The following is a 16,972-nucleotide window of genomic DNA, read 5'->3' on the forward strand; positions in this document are numbered from 1 at the left end:
GGGTCACCGAACCTGATTGGTGCAGAAGCTAGTTCGCGCCCACGGTATCCAGAACCCAGGCGAACTCGAACGCGACCTCTTTCCACTTCTCGTAGCGACCGCTGACACCGCCGTGTCCGGCGCTCATCTCGGTCTTGAGAAGTAGCGGAGCGTCACCGGTCTTCGTGGCGCGCAGTTTTGCAACCCACTTGGCCGGCTCCACGTACAGAACGCGGGTGTCGTTGATGCTCGTGATCGCAAGAATGGCGGGATAGTCCTTGGCTTCCACGTTCTCGTACGGGCTGTACGAGCGCATGTAGTCGTAGACATCCTTGTTGTGCAGCGGATCTCCCCATTCGTCCCACTCGATGACCGTCAACGGCAGCGACGGGTCGAGAATCGACGTCAGCGGGTCGACAAACGGAACGTTGGCGAGGATGCCGGCGAACAGTTCCGGAGCGAGGTTGGCGACGGCGCCCATCAGCAGTCCACCCGCACTACCACCGTCGGCGACCATTCGATCGGCCGACGTGACACCGGTGTCGATCAAATGCTGTGCGCAGGAAACGAAATCGGTGAAGGTGTTCTTCTTGGTGAGCGTCTTGCCGTTTTCGTACCAGTGACGGCCCATCTCGCCGCCGCCGCGCACGTGTGCGACGACGAAGACGACACCGCGATCGAGCAAGGACAAGCGGGCAACCGAGAACGACGGGTCGATGCTCGCCTCGTAGGAACCGTAGCCGTACAACAACAGCGGCGCGGGACCTTCGGGCGCACCGACGCGCCTGACGATCGAGAGCGGAATGCGGGTGCCGTCGTCGGCCACTGCCCAGTCGCGACGCTGCTCGTAGTTGCTCGCGTCGAAGTCACCGAGAACGGGCTGCGACTTACGCAGTGCCAGTTCACCACTGGCGACGTAGTAGTCGTACACCTGCCCGGGAGTGATGAACGACGTGAATCCGAGCCGGATGGTGGGCTGCGCCCATTCCGGGTTGGACCCCATACCGATGCTGAAGAGTTCTTCGTCGAAGTCGATCTCGTGACGCTCACCGTAGCCGTCGGCGGTCAACGGCCACACGGCAACCCGAGTGAGCGCCTCGCGACGGTAGCTCAGCACGAGGTGTCCGGCAAAGGCTTCGGCTTCTTCCAGACGAACGTCCGCGCTGTGCTCGATCAGCGTCGTCATGTTCGTCGGATCCGACACGGGAGCTTCCACCAACACGAAGTTCTCGGCCTTGACGCCGTCGACGACGTCGTTGTGGAGAATGAGAAAGCGATCCTCTCCCCCGATCACCGCGTGTTCGGCCCCGTACTCGACGCCCTCGCGGCGCGGGATGATGACGCGGAAGTCGCCTTCCGGGTTCGCCGATTCCAGCATCCAGCCTTCGCTGGTCACCTTGGAACCGACCCAGATCATCAGGTACTTCTCGCTGCGGGTCGACCCCACCGAAACCCAGTACCGTTCGTCGGGCTCGTGGAACACCGAAACATCTTGGCTCTGCGGCGTTCCCAGCTTGTGACGCCACACGGTGTCCGGGCGCCAGGAGTCGTCGACGGTCATGTAGAAGACGTGACTGTGATCGATCGCCCAGGTGGCACCAGGTGCGGTGTCGGGAATCTCGTCGGCGAGCATCTCTCCGGTCTCGAGGTTCTTGAACCGCAAGGTGTACCGCTCGTCTCCGACGATGTCCACCGAGTACGCGAGCAACGTGCCGTCCTCGCTGATGGAGAACGCCCCGAGCGAAAAGAACTCGTGCCCTTCGGCTTCGACGTTGCCGTCCATGAGGATCTGCTCACCGGCCAACTCGACGCCAGGCGTCAGGTTGGGCGGAGTCCAGTCGTCTTCACCGGCAATGGGACACCGGCACTGGACGGTGTACGACTTACCTTCCACACTGCGCGAGTAGTACCACCACTTACCCATGCGAGTGGGCACCGACATGTCGGTTTCCTGCGTCCGCGACTTGATCTCCTGGAAGATCTTCTCGCGCAACGGCTCGAGAGCGGCCGTCTGCTCGTCGGTGTACGCGTTCTCGGCTTCGAGGTACGCGACTACCTCGGCGTTGTCCTTGTCCCGCAGCCACTCGTAGTCATCGACGAACGTGTGTCCGTGATGGGTACGTTCGACGGGGACCTTCTTTGCGACCGGCGGGATCAGACTCATGCGCTGGGACCGACCCAATCGTCGAAGGACAACCCGGAAATGCGTTCGTACGCCTCGATGTAGCGGGCACGAGTCGCGTCGACGATCTCCTGCGGCAACGGCGGAGGTGTCGTGTCCGAGCTTCGATCCCAACCCGATTCGGGGCTCGTGAGCCAGTCGCGAACGAACTGCTTGTCGAAACTGGGCTGCACCTTGCCCGCTTCGTAGCCTTCGAGAGGCCAGTAGCGCGAGGAGTCCGGGGTGAGCACCTCGTCGGCGAGTACCAGGTTTCCACCGGAGTCGAGGCCGAATTCGAGCTTGGTGTCCGCCAGGATGATTCCGCGATCGGCCGCGAAGTTGGAGGCGCGGGCGTAGACGTCGAGGGTGTCCTCACGAAGCTGGACTGCCAGCTTCTGACCCACCTTCTCCACTACCTGATCGAAGCTGATGTTCTCGTCGTGATCGCCGAGGGCAGCCTTGGACGCCGGGGTGAAGATGGGATCGGGCAGCCGCGACGCCTCGACGAGGCCCTCGGGCAACGCGACGCCGCACACTGCTCCGGTGTTGTTGTAGTCGACCAGGCCGGAGCCGGTGAGGAAGCCACGGACGACGCATTCGACGGGAACCATGTCGAGGGAGCGCACGACGAGGGCGCGGCCGAGAACCTCTTCCGGGATGCGATCGTCGTCGGGCTCGCCGGCCAGGTGGTTGGTGCCACCGAGGACGTTGAAGAAGAACACGCTCATCGCTGTGAGAACGCGGCCTTTGTCCGGGATCGGTGTGCTGAGCACGTGGTCGTAGGCCGAGATCCGATCACTCGCGACAAGCAGCAGATGCTCGTCGTCGATCGTGTAAAGGTCACGGACCTTGCCACCGGCCAGATGAGTGTAGGAATCAAGTGTAGGACGCACCCGGTCACCCTATCGGGCGTTCGCAGTTCGTACAGAACCCCGGTAGCCGGGACGGGTAAGCGTCCTCGCCGTTCGGAGAGCTGTCCGCCCTGCTCATCCGGATATGCAGGTGGCCCCTCGCCGGCAGGCGAGAGGCCACCGTCACAGTCGATGAACTACTGGTTTGCGGGCAACTTCGACAGGCCCTCGTCGATCGAATCCAGCGTCAGAAGGGCCGTCTGATAGGTCGCGGCCAACGAATGCCGGACCTGGACGACGTTGCCCGCCTTCACTGCGGGCAATTCCTTCCACAGCTCGGAATTGACCAGCTCCTGCAACTGGGGCGACATCGAGCCGTCGGCGTTGAGGCCGTAGACGATCACGTCGACATTTCCGAGATTCTCGCCGATCTTCTCGATGGATACCTGTTCGACGTGGATGTCGGCCGGGTCTGCGGGGGTGCCGGGGAACTGCAGCCCCAGTCCGTCGAAGAGATTCGTCGTGTACGAAGACGCGTACTCGCGTGAGAAGGTGCCTGCCTCCGGCTTGCAGACGTTGCACACGCCGCCGAAGCTCAGCGCGCCGAGCTTGTCCTTGTACTTCGCGGCCAGCTCGGCAGTTTTGGCGTCGTAGTCGTCCTTGAACTCTCCGTAGGTGTCGGAGACGTTCGCGGCGTCGGCGAACTGCTCGCCCAGCACTCGCCAGTCCGCTGGAACCGTCGGTCCCAGGAAGACGACGGGAGCGGCAGCCTTGAGCTGAGCCATGTCCAGCTGACTTTCGACACGAGCGGGAACGCCCATGATGATCAGATCGGGCTCGGCAGCGACGATCCCCTCGTAATTGAGCTGGGAGACGTTGCCGTCGGGCGCGACCTTCGGCAAAGCTTCGTAAGCGGCCTTGGTCTTGTCGTCCATGTTGCCGAGTTCACGGGTCCACTCACATACCGCAGCCAGGTTCGCTCCCGCCTGAATCAGCGGCAGGACCGCATATCCGCAGGCCACGATCCGCTGCGGGTCGCTCGGGATCTCGATGGATCCGTTCTGCGCCTCGAAGACACGGGTCTGCGAGCTCGCGGCTGTCGTCGACGATTCGGACGATGCCTCCTCGGAGTTGCTGCATCCGGCGACGCCGACCGCCAGCGCAGCTGCTGCACCGATCACCACTGCGCGGCGAAACCGCGACAGACCTTGAACCCGCATGTTGAACTCCATCTGAACGCACCGGACTGCTCCGGAATTGATTTGGTGAGGCTAACCAATATCAGGGCGGCGGGAGTTTGCACAAACACAGGTCTCGAGGAATGAACTGCGCCTCCCGAGCCGCTCACGCTCACAGCAGCACGCCTCCCACTGAGAGGGAGCAAAGCAAGATTCCTCTCGAATCGGACACGCGAACTCGCTACCTTGCCTTCGCGATACCTCATCGACTCGCCACTCTCTCCGCTCGACGAAGGGCTCACACATGTCCCGATCCACGCGTACCTGCTCACTACGGTCTGCCGCGGCCATTGCGTTGACCAGTAGCTTCCTCATCACCGGCTTCGGCGCCTCGATCGCACAGGCCGAACCTGCCCCCTCGGCTCCACAGTTCGGCTCGCTGGATTTCGGATCCAGCGACTTCGGCAGTGCCGAGCAGACCCCAGATGCCCCGCGGCTGACCGGGATCGACAATTTCCGCGATGTCGCAGGCACCGGCGCCGGATACTCGGGAACTTTCGGTCTGCCCGTCAACAAGGGGGTCTTCTACCGCGCGAACGCGATCACGCCCAAGGGCGATGACATGAGCATTCTCGAAAAGCTTGGGCTGACAAAGGTTTACGATCTGCGCACCGAACCCGAGATCGCCAGTAAGCCGGATGTCCTGCCCGACGGGGTTGCGTACGAGAACATTCCGATCCTGTCCGGGAACATTGCCGAGATGGTCGCGAAGATCAAGTCCCCCGAGGACTCTCGATCGATGATGCAGGACATGAACCGCGCCTTCGTCACCGGAGCGACGGAACGAGCCGGATTCGCGCAGTTGCTCACAGGCCTCGCCGAAACCGAAGGCGCACAGGTCTTCCACTGCACCGCAGGCAAAGACCGCACCGGCTGGACATCGTTTCTCCTACTGAGCATCGCCGGCGTCGACCGCTCGGTGATCATGAACGACTACCTCCTGACCAACGAGTACACGGCCGAAGGCATGAAGGCCACGCGCGCGGGCATTGCGGCGAGCTTGGGCGAGCAGATGGCCGTCAACATGGAGCCCCTATTGGGTGTCGAGGCAAGCTATCTCGATGCCGGCCTCGCACAGTTGGACCAGACCTACGGGTCGGTCGATCGCTACCTGACCGAGGGCTTGGGCCTGAGTGCGGCAACTGTCATGGCACTCAAAGCCAAACTGCTGGGCTGAGCCGAACAGATGCCCCGGGTTCGACGTGGGGTCGAACCCGGGGCACGTGCACTTCTCTGCCCGTGCCGTGCCGGATGCGCCGCAGCGCCCCGTGCGTCAGCGCGATACGGCGATCACGTTGTTTCGGTACGCCCAGATGACGATCTGCACACGGGTACGCACCTGCAGCTTCTTGCAGATGTTGCTGATGTGCGACTTCACCGTGCTCTGCTCGAGGCTGAGGGAATCGGCGATGTCGTTGTTTCCCAAGCCTTGTGACAGCAACTGCACCACATCCATTTCACGTGCACTGAGACCGTGATCCGATCCGGAGCGCGCTGTGGACATGGGTGCAGGCTTGCGCCTCGCGAACTCCACGATCAGTCTCGAGGTCAATCTCGGCGAGAGCACCGAGCCACCCTCGGCCACGGTCAACACTGCGGACGAGAGTTCCTCGGGATCGGCGTCTTTGAGCAAGAACCCGGCGGCGCCGCTGTCGAGTGCCTCGAATACGTACTCGTCGAGATCGAACGTGGTGATCACGATGACGCGGGTTGCCGGAAACTCGGCAAGAACTTCCCGGGTCGCAGTCAATCCGTCGCCGTGCGGCATGCGGATGTCCATCAGCACGACATCCGGACGCAGTGCACGCACCTGCTCGTACGCCTCGACTCCCGTCTTGGCGTGCCCGACGACGCGAATTTCGGGGTGACCGGAGAGAAACAGTTCGAAACCCTGCCGTACCACCTGCTGGTCGTCCGCAATAAGGACATCGATCATGCGTTGATCCTCCCGTTCACCGGCACCAGTGCCTGCACAGCCCACTCACCTTCCGAATTCGGTCCGGCGTCCAGTTGACCACCCATGAGCGTCGCGCGTTCGCGCATTCCCACAATTCCGAGGTTTTGCCCGTCGGAGGCCGGGCGAGAATTACCGAGAGTATTGATCACCCGTACCCTCACCGCGCCCGCTTCTCGGCTCAGGCACACCTTGGACTCACTGCCCGGCGCATGACGAAGGACGTTCGACAACGCTTCCTGCACGATGCGGTAGCAGGTCAACTGAACTCCGCTGTCCAGGTCGTCGAAGCGGCCGACCTTCTCCAGCGAGATCGACGAGATGGTGCGCCTGCAGTCGTCCACCAACTCGTCGATGTCGGAGACCATGGGCGTCGGGAAATCGGGGTCTTCCTCACCCAGGCGAAGTATCCCCACGATCTGCCGCAAGCTGTTGAGGGCTCGCTGCCCCTGCTCGATGACGCCGCCCAGGAGGGCTTGCGCTTGTTCGGGATTGCTCGAGAAGAACTTGTCGGCGGCACGGGCCTGGATGATCATGCCGGTCATGTGGTGAGCCGCGACGTCGTGCAACTCACGTGCCATGTCCTGACGTTCGGCGACAACGGCATTCGCGATCTTGCGTTCGCGGTCCCGGTGCAGATCCGCTACTGCCTGACTGTTCTCCACAGCTTGCTTTCGCAGGCGCGCGACGATCTTTCCCATGGCGGCGACAACCAGAAAACTGGTGACGGTGTTTGCCGCCGGTTCGAGGAACAGGTGGGGCAACTCCCCCACCTGAACCTCGGCGACCGTCAGCCCGTCCCGTTCGGTGAGATACATCGCCAAGATCACGTCCATCGCCATTCCGAGGACCAACAGTCCGGCCAAGCGCATGCCTGTCACCCGGATGGACACTGCCATGATCGCGAACCAGAAAAGCGGCGTTGCCCCGAGCGATCGACTGCCGAGGAAGAGCATCAACCCGCCGGATCCTGCCAGCGTCAGTAGGTAGTACGCGATCGGGTATCGACGGCGCGCACACGCCACCACGGTCAGCGCCGTCAGGAAACCCATGATGCCGACGACGGTCGCCGGATCGCTCAGCACTCGATTGCTCGTCTCGGGTTCAGTCTTGAGACTGGCGAGGCCGAATACCCAGGGCACGCTCAGCAGTCCGACGATCACGGCCGCCGTAGCCGGGTTGCTCAGGTTGAAACGTCCCCACCCTCGCGATGTCAGGGCTTGCCCCGGGGCATTCTGACCAGCCGAGTCGAACATCCACTCCCCATTCCGCATCCAGTGATTGACGTTCATGGTGGCATGCGCGCACCACTTGGTCCCACATTCGACGAACGTGAAGGGAATGTTCGATTCTCGGTTACGACCAAAGGACTAGTTCGGGGTGAAAGTACTAGTACTTATGGATCAGCTGAACTGTTCGACCAACCGGTTCACCATATTGGTGGCGCTGTAGTAGTCGAGACGGAAGGTGTCCAGCCCCACGGCGTAGACGTGGTGATCACGAATTGCCGGATGCTGGGCCAACAGGGGAAGTGCCTCGACCGCCTTCACCGCACCGTCGTCGGCGCTGACCAAGATCAGGGTGTTGCCCGCGATACCGTCGTAGAGGTTCTCGGCCGAGACCTGAATGATGTCCTTACGCTTGCCCATGGACTCACTGCTCTTCGCGGACTCGGGAATGTCGGCGACAGTGAAACCCATCGCCGTGAGCAACTTCGCCTGCCCGGACTCGTGCGTCCAGATATTGGCACCGCTGCCGTCCTCGTAGTAGACCAGCGCGGTGGTCGGCTGCGGTGGAAGCGTGATCTCGGCTTTGGCAGCCTCTACTGCGTTGTCGAATTTCGCGACCGTAGCCGCGGCATTGTCTTCGAGACCTGTCGCCTTACCCAGCACAGAGGCAACTTCCTGCCAACTGCTTCCGCCGTAGTCCACCACGATCGTCGGAGCGATGGCCGTGAACTGCTCGTACAGGTCGACGACGGAGTCACCGCCTGTCGCCGAGACGACGATCAGATCCGGGTTCTGAGCCAGAACGGATTCTGCGTTCGCGCCGCCCATCGGCAACACGGCAAGTCCGCGTTCTCGCGCGATGTCGCCCCACTGTGTGAACAATCCCTGCGCATCGGACACATCGGTGTTCGGTCCTGTCGATGCGGTAGCCACCACCGGAGCGTCGATCGACAACAGTGTGCCCGTCAGCGTCACACTGGTCGAGACGATTCTCTCCGGCTTCGACGTGATCTCCACCGGCCCTTTCGGCGTTTCCACGGTGCGCGGCCAATTACCCTGCGATACAGCTGAGTCAGCATCGGAATCGGCATCCGCAGAACTACATCCGGCGAGGGCGAACCCTGCGACCAAGACTGCGGAGAGCACCTTCAGGGTGCGTGATTTTTTCATTGTGACGCCCACTGGCGGACCACTCCTCGAATTCAAAAGCCCATCAAATTAGGTTAGGCTGTGCTCATGCTAACCCAGCCGGCGACTGATCTGTCCGCTTCCCTCGCGGCCTCGCCCGACATCGACACGTTCTGGAACCGGATAGTGCAACAGGGCACGCCGATCATCGAAAGTGTTGATCCACAGACAGTTCGGGTCACATTCCTCTGGCGGCAGCCCGAAGAGATGGAGGTCGAGCGCGTCTACCTGGATGCAAACTCGCTGACCGACCACCACGCGGAACAGCTCAGCGTGATGCACAGGATCGGCGATAGTCCGGTGTGGTTCTACGCCACCGAAGTCTCGAACACCTGGCGTAGTAGTTACAGCTTCATCCCGGTACCGAAGTCCGTAGTCGACGAACTCGACTATCCCGGAGCAGGCAAGGAAGACACGACTCGCCGCACCCGATGGCTGGGGTTGCTCGAACACCGAATCGCCGACCCGCTCAATCCGCTCTCCGCGGGCGTGGACACAAGACGCTCCGTCGCCGAGATGCCCTCGGCGCCGGTCCAGTTCGGCTGGGATGCTCCGGTTTTCAGAAAGTCGGTGCAGCTCGCCTGGGACAGTTCGGCTCTAGGCGTCGAACGACCGGTGTGGATCTACGAGACCGTGGACGACGGGCTGACACCGCTCGAAGAACGCCCACTCGTGATTCTTCTCGACGGGCGCCACTGGGCCGAGGTCATGCCCGCGGGTGCCGCTTTCGATCGTGCAGTCCAGACCGGCAAACTGAAATCCTGCGTTCTGCTGGCGATCGACTCCGTTGACAATCAACGTCGTTCGAAGGAATTGCCGTGCAACCGCGAATACTGGAGTGCAGTCGTCAACGAACTGCTTCCGCAGGTACGCGCCGTCGCACCCTTTTCATCTGATCGAACGCGAACCGTCGTCTCGGGGCAGAGCTTCGGCGGTCTGTCCTCGATGTTCGCAGCACTCGAATTTCCCGAACACTTCGCTCTGGTCGCCAGTGGGTCCGGATCATTCTGGTGGCCAACGGGTTTGAAGCGCGGCGAGGACGGCCCGGCGGGTGGAGACATAGCCGCACGCATCGAGCGCGACGGCGTGCCGGACGGTTTACGCGTTGTCCTCGAAGTAGGTAAGCACGAGTCCGACATGGTCGGGCACAGCGCAGCGGTCGCCCAGGCGTTGGAGGCCGCCGGAGCCCAAGTGTCGTATCGGATCTTCGACGGCGGCCACGACTGGTTGTGCTGGCGCAGTGCCCTTCTGGACTCCGTTGTCGAACTGATCGGCAGTCCGTGAGACGGACAACGCTCTAGGCCGGCTCGATGTCACCAAGCTTCCATGTCCGGTCGAAATAGGGCTCGAGAGGTCCGTAGAAGCGGAAGTACGAGAACCAGTGCCGGCCCGGAATGGTCTGAACCCAATTGGATTCCTTCCCTTCCGGGGCAGTAGGACCGTAGTAGAGATCCACTGAACCATCTTCGTTGACAACAAGATCGGGATCTCGCGAACCACGGTCGCCTCTGCCCTGCTCGTTGTCGATCAGGCACCGGGTGTCGATCGAGTACACCGTCGCGGACCAGAAGAGCTTTGCCGGGACATCGGCGGGCACGTGGAGTGTGTAACTCTTTCCTCCGTCCAACCAGTGGCCGTCGGTATCGGAGTAACTACCCAAATACGCCTGGCCGAGCCCCGGCGTCGTACTCTTCATCGCCTCCGAGAAACTGACTGCCTCGTAGAACCACGACGCGCGTTCGTAGAACTCGTCGTAGTTGTCCGCCCGCTGAGCAGAGTTGTCCAGAACAATCGCCAAGTCCCACTGACGATCGGGCCAGTAGCGCGAACCGGGGAACCGCTTGACGAATGCATTCGCTTGCGCGAACACCTCCCCCACCTCGACGGCCCGCTGCAAGATCTTCCGCAAGCGATCGTCCGGGGCAAACGGTTTGCCCTTCTCTATCCCCAACTGCCGAAGCCACGCCATCGGGAAGCGGTCGCGCTCTTCGACGGGTTCGTCCTGCACGATGTCGTGTAGGAGCTCCCAGTAGCGAAGACCTCGCGGCTGAATTCCGCTCCAGGGCTTGCCGTCCGGTGAGACGAGCCGAGTGGGAGTCGGATTCGCGCGATCGGCGTAGGGGTAGACGCGCACTGCCTCGACCAACGCACTCGAACGCGCCGGGTCGGGATCGAGCGTGCGGAAGCCGAACATGATGTGCATCATCGGGGAGTGGACGACGGTGTATTCACCTGTGTCTTCAGCACTCTGGCCTGGGCCGACCACCACTGTCTTGCCACCCTTGCCGGCGTCGGGGCCCATCTCACCGAGCACTGCGACTTCCCGTTGCCAGAAATCCGCGATACCCCCGGCTGTCGGACCCGGCGGCAGTTCGATCACCAACGGCCCCGATACACCGAGATCGAAGAAGTTCAAGATGTACGGCGTCGTCGCGTTGGCGGTGATCAGCCCCAGCCGGTCGCGATACGATCGATAGACGACGATATCCGACGCGGTTGCTCCGAAGATGTTGGTATGCACGTCCATCCACTGCGCCCAGGAGACGATGGGGATGGCCCACAGGTACGCCTGGACCGCAGTCTGGAAGTCGAACTCGTCGAACACCGTTGCGATGTTCTCGCGAGCGGGAAGCTCTGCGTCCCTGGGGACCACTCCGGAGGAATACGTCAGTTCGATGTCGGCCATACCCAGATGGTGCTGAAAGAAACCTCGGCGCGAATCACCCGCACCGGGTGAACCTCTAGTTCAGCGCGCCGCGAATGACAGCAGCCGTGCTGTCGAGTATTGCCCGATTGGGTGTGCGAGGAAGCGCGCGCAGACCGAACCCGTCGCCGCGATTGCGCGGAATGACGTGCAGATGAACGTGGAAGACTTCCTGCCCCGCAACAGCTCCGTCGGAGAGATGCAGGTTGACCCCGTCGATGGGGAGGGGGCCGGTACGCATCGCTGCGGCAATCTTCTGCGCGACGGCAAAGATCCTGGCGCCGTCGTCGGGGTCGAGCGTGGACAATCCACTGGCGTGGCGCTTCGGCACGACCAGGAGATGGCCGGAGGTGAACGGCCGAATATCCATGAAGGCAAGAACATTCGCGTCGTCGTAGACGACACTGGCCTCGGCCTCACCGGCAATGATGGAACAGAAGATGCAGTTCATGCTTTTCGACCCGGTGCGCCTTTTCGGTGGTGACGGCCACCGAAAAGGCGCACGGGGCGTAGCCCTTACAGAATCGGCGACGGCGCGTACGCCGCAGCTTCGGGATTGGCGTCGACAAGTTTCTGCACCTCGGCGACAACGGCATCGACCTGAGCCGAAGCGGCGCCGACAAAAGCGGCCTTGTCGGCCAGAGCCTCGTCGAGTGCAGCGCGGTCGAGCGGCAAACGGTCGTCGGCGGCGAGGCGATCGAGCAGATCGGGCTCCTTGCCCTCTTCACGCATCGCCAGTGCAACTGCGACTGCGTTCTCCTTGATCGCCTCGTGTGCGGTCTCTCGTCCGACGCCCGCGCGGACGGCAGCCATGAGGACTCGCGTCGTCGCGAGGAACGGCAGGTACCGCGTCAGTTCCTTCTCGATCACGGCCGGGTACGCACCCATCTCGATCAGCACGGTCAGGAAGGTCTCGAACATGCCGTCGATCGCGAAGAACGCGTCCGGCAGCGCGACACGGCGCACGACGGAGCAGAAGACGTCGCCCTCGTTCCACTGTGCACCCGCAAGCTCGGCTGCCATGGAGCCGTAGCCGCGCAGGATCACCTGAAGGCCGTTGACGCGCTCGCACGAGCGGGTGTTCATCTTGTGCGGCATCGCCGAGCTGCCGACCTGACCGGGCTGGAAGCCTTCGGTGACCAGCTCGTGGCCGGCCATCAAGCGGATCGTGTGTGCGAACGACGACGGGCCGGCGCCGACCTGGACGAGCGCCGAGATGACGTCGTGATCGAGGGAACGCGGGTACACCTGGCCGACGCTGGTCAGTACGTGAGCGAATCCGAGGTGCTCCGCGACCTTCGCTTCGAGCTGCTCGAGCTTGGCCGCATCGCCGTCGAGAAGGTCGAGCATGTCCTGAGCGGTACCCATCGGACCCTTGATCCCGCGCAGCGGGTAGCGGTCGATGAGCTGGCGCAGACGCGTCAGTGCAACGAGAAGCTCGTCGGCCGCGGAAGCGAAACGCTTACCCAAGGTGGTGGCCTGAGCTGCGACGTTGTGCGAGCGGCCGGCCATCACGATGGACGAGTACTCGGCAGCGCGCTCACCCAGGCGGGCTGCAACGGCGATGCCGTGGTTGTAGACGTGCTCGAGCGAACGCACGATCTGCAACTGCTCGACGTTCTCGGTGAGGTCGCGGCTGGTCATGCCCTTGTGGACCTGTTCGTGTCCGGCGAGTGCGTTGAATTCCTCGATGCGTGCCTTCACGTCATGACGGGTGACCCGCTCGCGGTCCGCGATGGACTCCAAGTCGACGTTGTCGATGACTCGCTCGTAGTCGGCGATCGCGTCGGCCGGAATGTCGATGCCCAGCTCTGCCTGCGCACGCAACACCGCCACCCACAATTGACGCTCGAGCACGATCTTGTACTCGGGAGACCACAGAGCAACAAGCTCCGGGCTGGCGTAACGGTTGGCAAGGACATTCGGGATGCGGCTCACGAGGCCTCAGTCTAACGGTGGCCGAGCAGTGCTGTTACCCCCGAGCTGGAGCAGCTGTCTACCCCCGAGCTGGAGCAGCTGTCACCCCCAGCTAGACGACCGGCGGCGCCATCACGTCGATCGATTCCAACAGCATTCCACGGGCCAACCCCCGCGGGTCCGGGTCGTACTCCCCCAGCGCCGTGATCATCGCGCCGTCGACCATCGCGACGAGACGACGCAGTTGCCCCTCGGGAGCCGACCGGCCCGAGCGCCGGAGCGCATCGGTCAACAGTTCGTCGAGCTGGGCGCGAAGGCGCAGCTGCACGTCACGAAGTGCGGGATGCCGGGCACACGCCACAAATCGTTCGTAGCGCGAGATCAATCGTTCGCGACTCTCCGGCCGCTTCTCTTCGTCGCCGAGCAGCAACTCGACCAATAGTTCGACCGTCGATTCCGCGCCCCGCCGACGTTGGGTCACCGCAGCCACTCTGGCGCGCATCGCTTCCATGTCGGCGTTGCCGTTGAGCTCGACAGCACACGCGATCAGATCGTCGAGTGAATCGAAGTAATAGGTCGTCGACGCCAGCGGAAGATCGGCTCTGGTGGCTACGGCGCGGTGACGAACTGCGTCGAACCCACCCTCCAGCAAAAGTTCAGCAGCGGACGCCACCAGAGCCTGGCGACGTCGTTCACCCTTGGGCGTAGCTGCGGAAGACACCACGACATCGTGCCAGCATGGGGCACCTCCGCATGGCGAAACAGCTCGAAGACCCTGCTGTTTGTTACCCGAGCCACTTCTGGAGGCGGATCAGTGCCTCCTGGATGTCGGCAGTTGCGCCTGCAAACGAGAGTCTGACCATCCGGTTTCCGTGGACGGTGTCGAAATCGATTCCCGGCGCCAGCGCGACCCCGGTATCTGTCAGCAACCGGGCACACCACGCGGTGGCGCCCTCGTCGCCGCACAGATGGCCGATGTCCGCGTAGACGTAGAACGCACCGTCGGCCGGGGCCAACTCGGTGATGCCAAGTTTCGGCAGGCCGGTCAACAGCAGTTCACGATTGACGGCGTACCGCTGAACGTGCCCGTCCAACTCGATCTTCGCCTCGTCCGAGAACGCCTCGATCGCGGCGTACTGCGAGATCGCGGGCGGGCACACCGTCATGTTCGACGCGAGTCTCTGAAGCGGGCGTCGCAGATACGTCGGCACCAACATCCACCCGAGCCGCCAACCGGTCATCGAGAAGTACTTGGACACCGAGCCGATCACAACAGATTCGCGTGAGGTCTCCCAGGCACTCGACGTGTGCTGATCGCCGTATCCGATGCCGTGGTAGATCTCGTCCGAGATCAGAAGAGTTCCGTGCTCGTCGCACCACGTCGCCAAGGCGGCCAACTCGTCGGGCGAGATCACCGTGCCCGTCGGATTTGCGGGGCTGGCGACGATCAGACCGGCAGGCGGCGACGGCAAAGCCTCCAGCATGTCCACGGTCGGCTGGTACCGGGTTGTCGGCCCGCAGTCGAGTTCGACGACGTTGCAGCCGAGAGCGGCAAGGGTATTGCGGTACGCGGGATAGCCGGGCCGAGCAACCACAACGGTGTCCCCCTCGTCGAACGCGGCGAGGAAGAGCAAGGTGAACGCCCCGGACGAACCCGTCGTCACCACCACGTCTTCGGCGTCGACCACAATTCCCGATCGCTCGCTGTGGTAGCGCGCAATAGCTTCGCGTAGCGGCAGGATCCCGAAAGTTTCGGTGTATCCGAGTAGTTCGGTGCCCAGGATCTCTCGCGTCGCACGTAGCACCGGTGCCGGCGCGGGAGTCGACGGTTGACCGGCAGCCAACGTCAGAACGTCGCCGTGTGTCCGCTGACGTTCGGTCGCGGCCTTCCATACATCCATGACATGGAAGGTCTGAATATCTGATCGACGAGATTCTGAGCGCACACCCCGACGGTAGCCGAACTGTGGTTCCGCATAAAACGACGACTGCCGATAGTGACGATCCGACAGATTCAGGCGCTCAGTGTGAGTCGATCGAACGAGACCTGGGCCACGTCTCTCGCGCAACATTGATCAACGACTTCCTTCGATCAAAAGGTGCATCAGATGAAAGTTCGCTCAGTGCCCACCGCGGCTCTGGTCACGATCGGCGTGCTCACCGTTGCCTCGTGCGGAAGTTCGTCTGATCCTGGAGGGGAGTCCTCCGGAAATTACGCCAAGGACGGCAGTTTCACGACGATCGTGAACACCGACCCCGGCAACCTTCATCCTCTGATCACCAACTTGACTGCCACGCAGGCAATCAACAGCTATACCAACGACTCGCTGTTGGCCATCGACCCCAAAACCCGTGCAGCGGGCTCGTATCTGGCCGAAAAATGGAGCGAGAACGGAACTTCGCTGAACTTCACCCTCAAAAAGGGGATCACGTGTGAAGACGGCACGACGTTCACTGCCCAAACAGCGGCGAACAACATCAACTGGGTCGTCGACAAGACGAACGGCTCGCCGTGGCTGGGAGCGTCGGTACCCGAAACTGCGGTAGCAACCGCTGACGGCGACGAGCTCACGATCAAGACAGCGGAACCTGCGCCCTTCCTGCTCGAGCGCATCGGTGCTCTCAAACTGGCATGCCAGGCAGCACTCGACGACCCCGCCAGTGTTCGCAGCAGCAGCAACGGAACCGGCCTGTTCAAGGTCACCGAGGTAGTGGCCAACGATCACGTCACGCTCGAGCGCCGCGACGGATACAACTGGGGACCGAACGGCGAAACCACGTCGGACACCCTCGGAGTGCCCAAGACCGTCACGATCAAGATCGTGACCGACGCGGCGACGACGGCGAACCTGGTCCTCACCGGAACGGTGAACGCAGCACCGGTGGCCGGTGCGGATATCGAACGTGTGGAAGCGTCCGGCCTGGAATCGATGACGTCGAACACCTTGAGCGGGCAGTTCATCTTCAACCACAATGCTGCTCTTCCCACCAAGGACGAAGCGGTGCGCAGCGCGCTCGTGCAGGCAATCGATCTCGACGACTACACGGACATCAACACCGGTGGCAAGGGTTCGCGCGCTACGGCATTGGCCGTTGTCGATCCGCGAGCATGTGATTACGACAGTGTGACCGGCGTAGTTCCGAAGTTCGACATGACCGCGGCGAAGAAGACCCTCGCCGACGCCGGCTGGAAGCCCGGATCGGACGGCGTTCTGACCAAGGACGGTCAACCGCTGCAGTTGACCGTCATCTTTGCCAACTACCGCGATACCACCTCTGCAGCAGCAGAATACGCGCTGAAGCAGTGGCAGGAACTCGGCGCGAAAGTAGAACTTCGTGGTGGTGACAACAACTTCATCATCTCCAACACGTTCGCGGCAAAGGACCTCACGTCCTGGTCGATCTCGATCGGTCTCACCGTCCAGAGTGACACTCCCAGCATCTTCGTTCCGTACTTCTCCGGCCCTGTCCCGCCTGCGGGAGTCAACTTCGCATCGATCGACAATCCCGAGTACACCGAACTGGCTGCGAAGGCCTCGGTTCTGCCCGGCCAGGAATCCTGCTCGGTATGGAAGGAAGCGGAACAGGCGCTGTTCACCTCTTCTGACGTCGTTCCGGTGTCCACGTCGCCGAACTTCATGTTCTTCAACGGTGCGACGTCCCTGTACGCGCCGATTGGTGGCACCCTGGCGGGCCCAGGCATCCGAGTTCTGAAATAAGCCGGAAGACAAAGCTTTACGTCTGCATCTAT

Annotated in this window: 14 protein-coding genes; 3 read left to right on the forward strand and 11 right to left on the reverse strand. The window is 62.4% G+C overall.

Annotated features, from left to right (window positions below; genetic code table 11):
• Positions 1-28: 28 nt before the first annotated feature.
• The 3 genes from V3587_RS10230 to V3587_RS10240 all read right to left on the reverse strand — a co-directional run bounded on the left by V3587_RS10230 (position 29) and on the right by V3587_RS10240 (position 4,223).
• A complete protein-coding gene (locus V3587_RS10230) occupies positions 29-2,143 on the reverse strand; it encodes a S9 family peptidase (RefSeq protein WP_095971420.1) in 2,115 nt (704 codons plus the stop codon).
• Positions 2,140-3,033: a phosphoribosylaminoimidazolesuccinocarboxamide synthase gene (locus tag V3587_RS10235; RefSeq protein WP_019747067.1), complete on the reverse strand. Its 894-nt coding sequence runs from the start codon at positions 3,031-3,033 to the stop codon at positions 2,140-2,142. The genes V3587_RS10230 and V3587_RS10235 overlap by 4 nt, the downstream gene beginning before the upstream one ends.
• A gap of 155 nt (positions 3,034-3,188) precedes the next feature.
• Complete coding sequence (locus V3587_RS10240; protein ID WP_124568777.1) at positions 3,189-4,223, reverse strand: ABC transporter substrate-binding protein; 1,035 nt, start codon at positions 4,221-4,223, stop codon at positions 3,189-3,191.
• A gap of 250 nt (positions 4,224-4,473) precedes the next feature.
• On the opposite strand from V3587_RS10240, the gene V3587_RS10245 reads away from it, so the two are divergent.
• Positions 4,474-5,406 carry a tyrosine-protein phosphatase gene (locus V3587_RS10245; protein WP_095971422.1) on the forward strand — a complete coding sequence of 311 codons (933 nt, stop codon included), beginning with the start codon at positions 4,474-4,476 and terminating at the stop codon, positions 5,404-5,406.
• A gap of 96 nt (positions 5,407-5,502) precedes the next feature.
• Here V3587_RS10245 and V3587_RS10250 read toward each other — a convergent pair whose 3' ends face one another.
• The 3 genes from V3587_RS10250 to fepB all read right to left on the reverse strand — a co-directional run bounded on the left by V3587_RS10250 (position 5,503) and on the right by fepB (position 8,582).
• Positions 5,503-6,165, reverse strand: coding sequence for a response regulator transcription factor (locus tag V3587_RS10250; protein WP_050655447.1), 663 nt, complete (start codon positions 6,163-6,165; stop codon positions 5,503-5,505).
• Positions 6,162-7,475: a sensor histidine kinase gene (locus V3587_RS10255; protein ID WP_234036671.1), complete on the reverse strand. Its 1,314-nt coding sequence runs from the start codon at positions 7,473-7,475 to the stop codon at positions 6,162-6,164. The genes V3587_RS10250 and V3587_RS10255 overlap by 4 nt, the downstream gene beginning before the upstream one ends.
• 111 nt (positions 7,476-7,586) lie before the next feature.
• Positions 7,587-8,582, reverse strand: a complete 996-nt coding sequence (gene fepB / locus V3587_RS10260) for a Fe2+-enterobactin ABC transporter substrate-binding protein (protein ID WP_166811572.1) — start codon at positions 8,580-8,582, stop codon at positions 7,587-7,589.
• 66 nt (positions 8,583-8,648) lie between these two features.
• On the opposite strand from fepB, the gene fes reads away from it, so the two are divergent.
• Positions 8,649-9,884, forward strand: a complete 1,236-nt coding sequence (fes, locus tag V3587_RS10265) for an enterochelin esterase (RefSeq protein ID WP_235171372.1) — start codon at positions 8,649-8,651, stop codon at positions 9,882-9,884.
• A 13-nt stretch (positions 9,885-9,897) separates the two neighbouring features.
• Here the strand turns inward: fes and V3587_RS10270 are convergent, their stop codons facing one another.
• From V3587_RS10270 to V3587_RS10290, 5 genes are all read right to left on the reverse strand, one after another.
• The gene (locus V3587_RS10270) at positions 9,898-11,286 is read right to left on the reverse strand and encodes a DUF1254 domain-containing protein (RefSeq protein WP_124568781.1); all 1,389 of its coding nucleotides are present in this window, start codon (positions 11,284-11,286) and stop codon (positions 9,898-9,900) included.
• A gap of 55 nt (positions 11,287-11,341) precedes the next feature.
• Positions 11,342-11,755 carry an HIT family protein gene (locus tag V3587_RS10275; RefSeq protein WP_124568782.1) on the reverse strand — a complete coding sequence of 138 codons (414 nt, stop codon included), beginning with the start codon at positions 11,753-11,755 and terminating at the stop codon, positions 11,342-11,344.
• Between the two features lie 65 nt (positions 11,756-11,820).
• The gene (purB, locus tag V3587_RS10280) at positions 11,821-13,242 is read right to left on the reverse strand and encodes an adenylosuccinate lyase (RefSeq protein WP_095971426.1); all 1,422 of its coding nucleotides are present in this window, start codon (positions 13,240-13,242) and stop codon (positions 11,821-11,823) included.
• Between the two features lie 91 nt (positions 13,243-13,333).
• The gene (locus V3587_RS10285; protein ID WP_166811564.1) at positions 13,334-13,942 is read right to left on the reverse strand and encodes a TetR/AcrR family transcriptional regulator; all 609 of its coding nucleotides are present in this window, start codon (positions 13,940-13,942) and stop codon (positions 13,334-13,336) included.
• A gap of 64 nt (positions 13,943-14,006) precedes the next feature.
• Positions 14,007-15,167: a pyridoxal phosphate-dependent aminotransferase gene (locus V3587_RS10290; RefSeq protein ID WP_283376622.1), complete on the reverse strand. Its 1,161-nt coding sequence runs from the start codon at positions 15,165-15,167 to the stop codon at positions 14,007-14,009.
• Between the two features lie 162 nt (positions 15,168-15,329).
• Here V3587_RS10290 and V3587_RS10295 point away from each other — a divergent pair, with 162 nt between their 5' ends.
• Entirely contained in the window at positions 15,330-16,940 is a 1,611-nt protein-coding gene (locus tag V3587_RS10295; protein WP_283376621.1) for an ABC transporter substrate-binding protein, read from the forward strand.
• Positions 16,941-16,972: the final 32 nt, after the last annotated feature.

It is taken from the genome of Rhodococcus sp. IEGM 1306 (assembly GCF_036541985.1).
Lineage (GTDB): Bacteria > Actinomycetota > Actinomycetes > Mycobacteriales > Mycobacteriaceae > Rhodococcus_F > Rhodococcus_F qingshengii.

Coding starts and splice junctions, on each gene's coding strand:
- V3587_RS10230 (WP_095971420.1), bottom strand. CDS start 2,143: ATGAGTCTGATCCCGCCGGTCGCAAAGAAGGTCCCCGTCGAACGTACC.
- V3587_RS10240 (WP_124568777.1), bottom strand. CDS start 4,223: ATGGAGTTCAACATGCGGGTTCAAGGTCTGTCGCGGTTTCGCCGCGCA.
- V3587_RS10245 (WP_095971422.1), top strand. CDS start 4,474: ATGTCCCGATCCACGCGTACCTGCTCACTACGGTCTGCCGCGGCCATT.
- V3587_RS10250 (WP_050655447.1), bottom strand. CDS start 6,165: ATGATCGATGTCCTTATTGCGGACGACCAGCAGGTGGTACGGCAGGGT.
- V3587_RS10255 (WP_234036671.1), bottom strand. CDS start 7,475: ATGAACGTCAATCACTGGATGCGGAATGGGGAGTGGATGTTCGACTCG.
- fepB (WP_166811572.1), bottom strand. CDS start 8,582: ATGAAAAAATCACGCACCCTGAAGGTGCTCTCCGCAGTCTTGGTCGCA.
- fes (WP_235171372.1), top strand. CDS start 8,649: ATGCTAACCCAGCCGGCGACTGATCTGTCCGCTTCCCTCGCGGCCTCG.
- V3587_RS10270 (WP_124568781.1), bottom strand. CDS start 11,286: ATGGCCGACATCGAACTGACGTATTCCTCCGGAGTGGTCCCCAGGGAC.
- V3587_RS10275 (WP_124568782.1), bottom strand. CDS start 11,755: ATGAACTGCATCTTCTGTTCCATCATTGCCGGTGAGGCCGAGGCCAGT.
- V3587_RS10295 (WP_283376621.1), top strand. CDS start 15,330: ATGAAAGTTCGCTCAGTGCCCACCGCGGCTCTGGTCACGATCGGCGTG.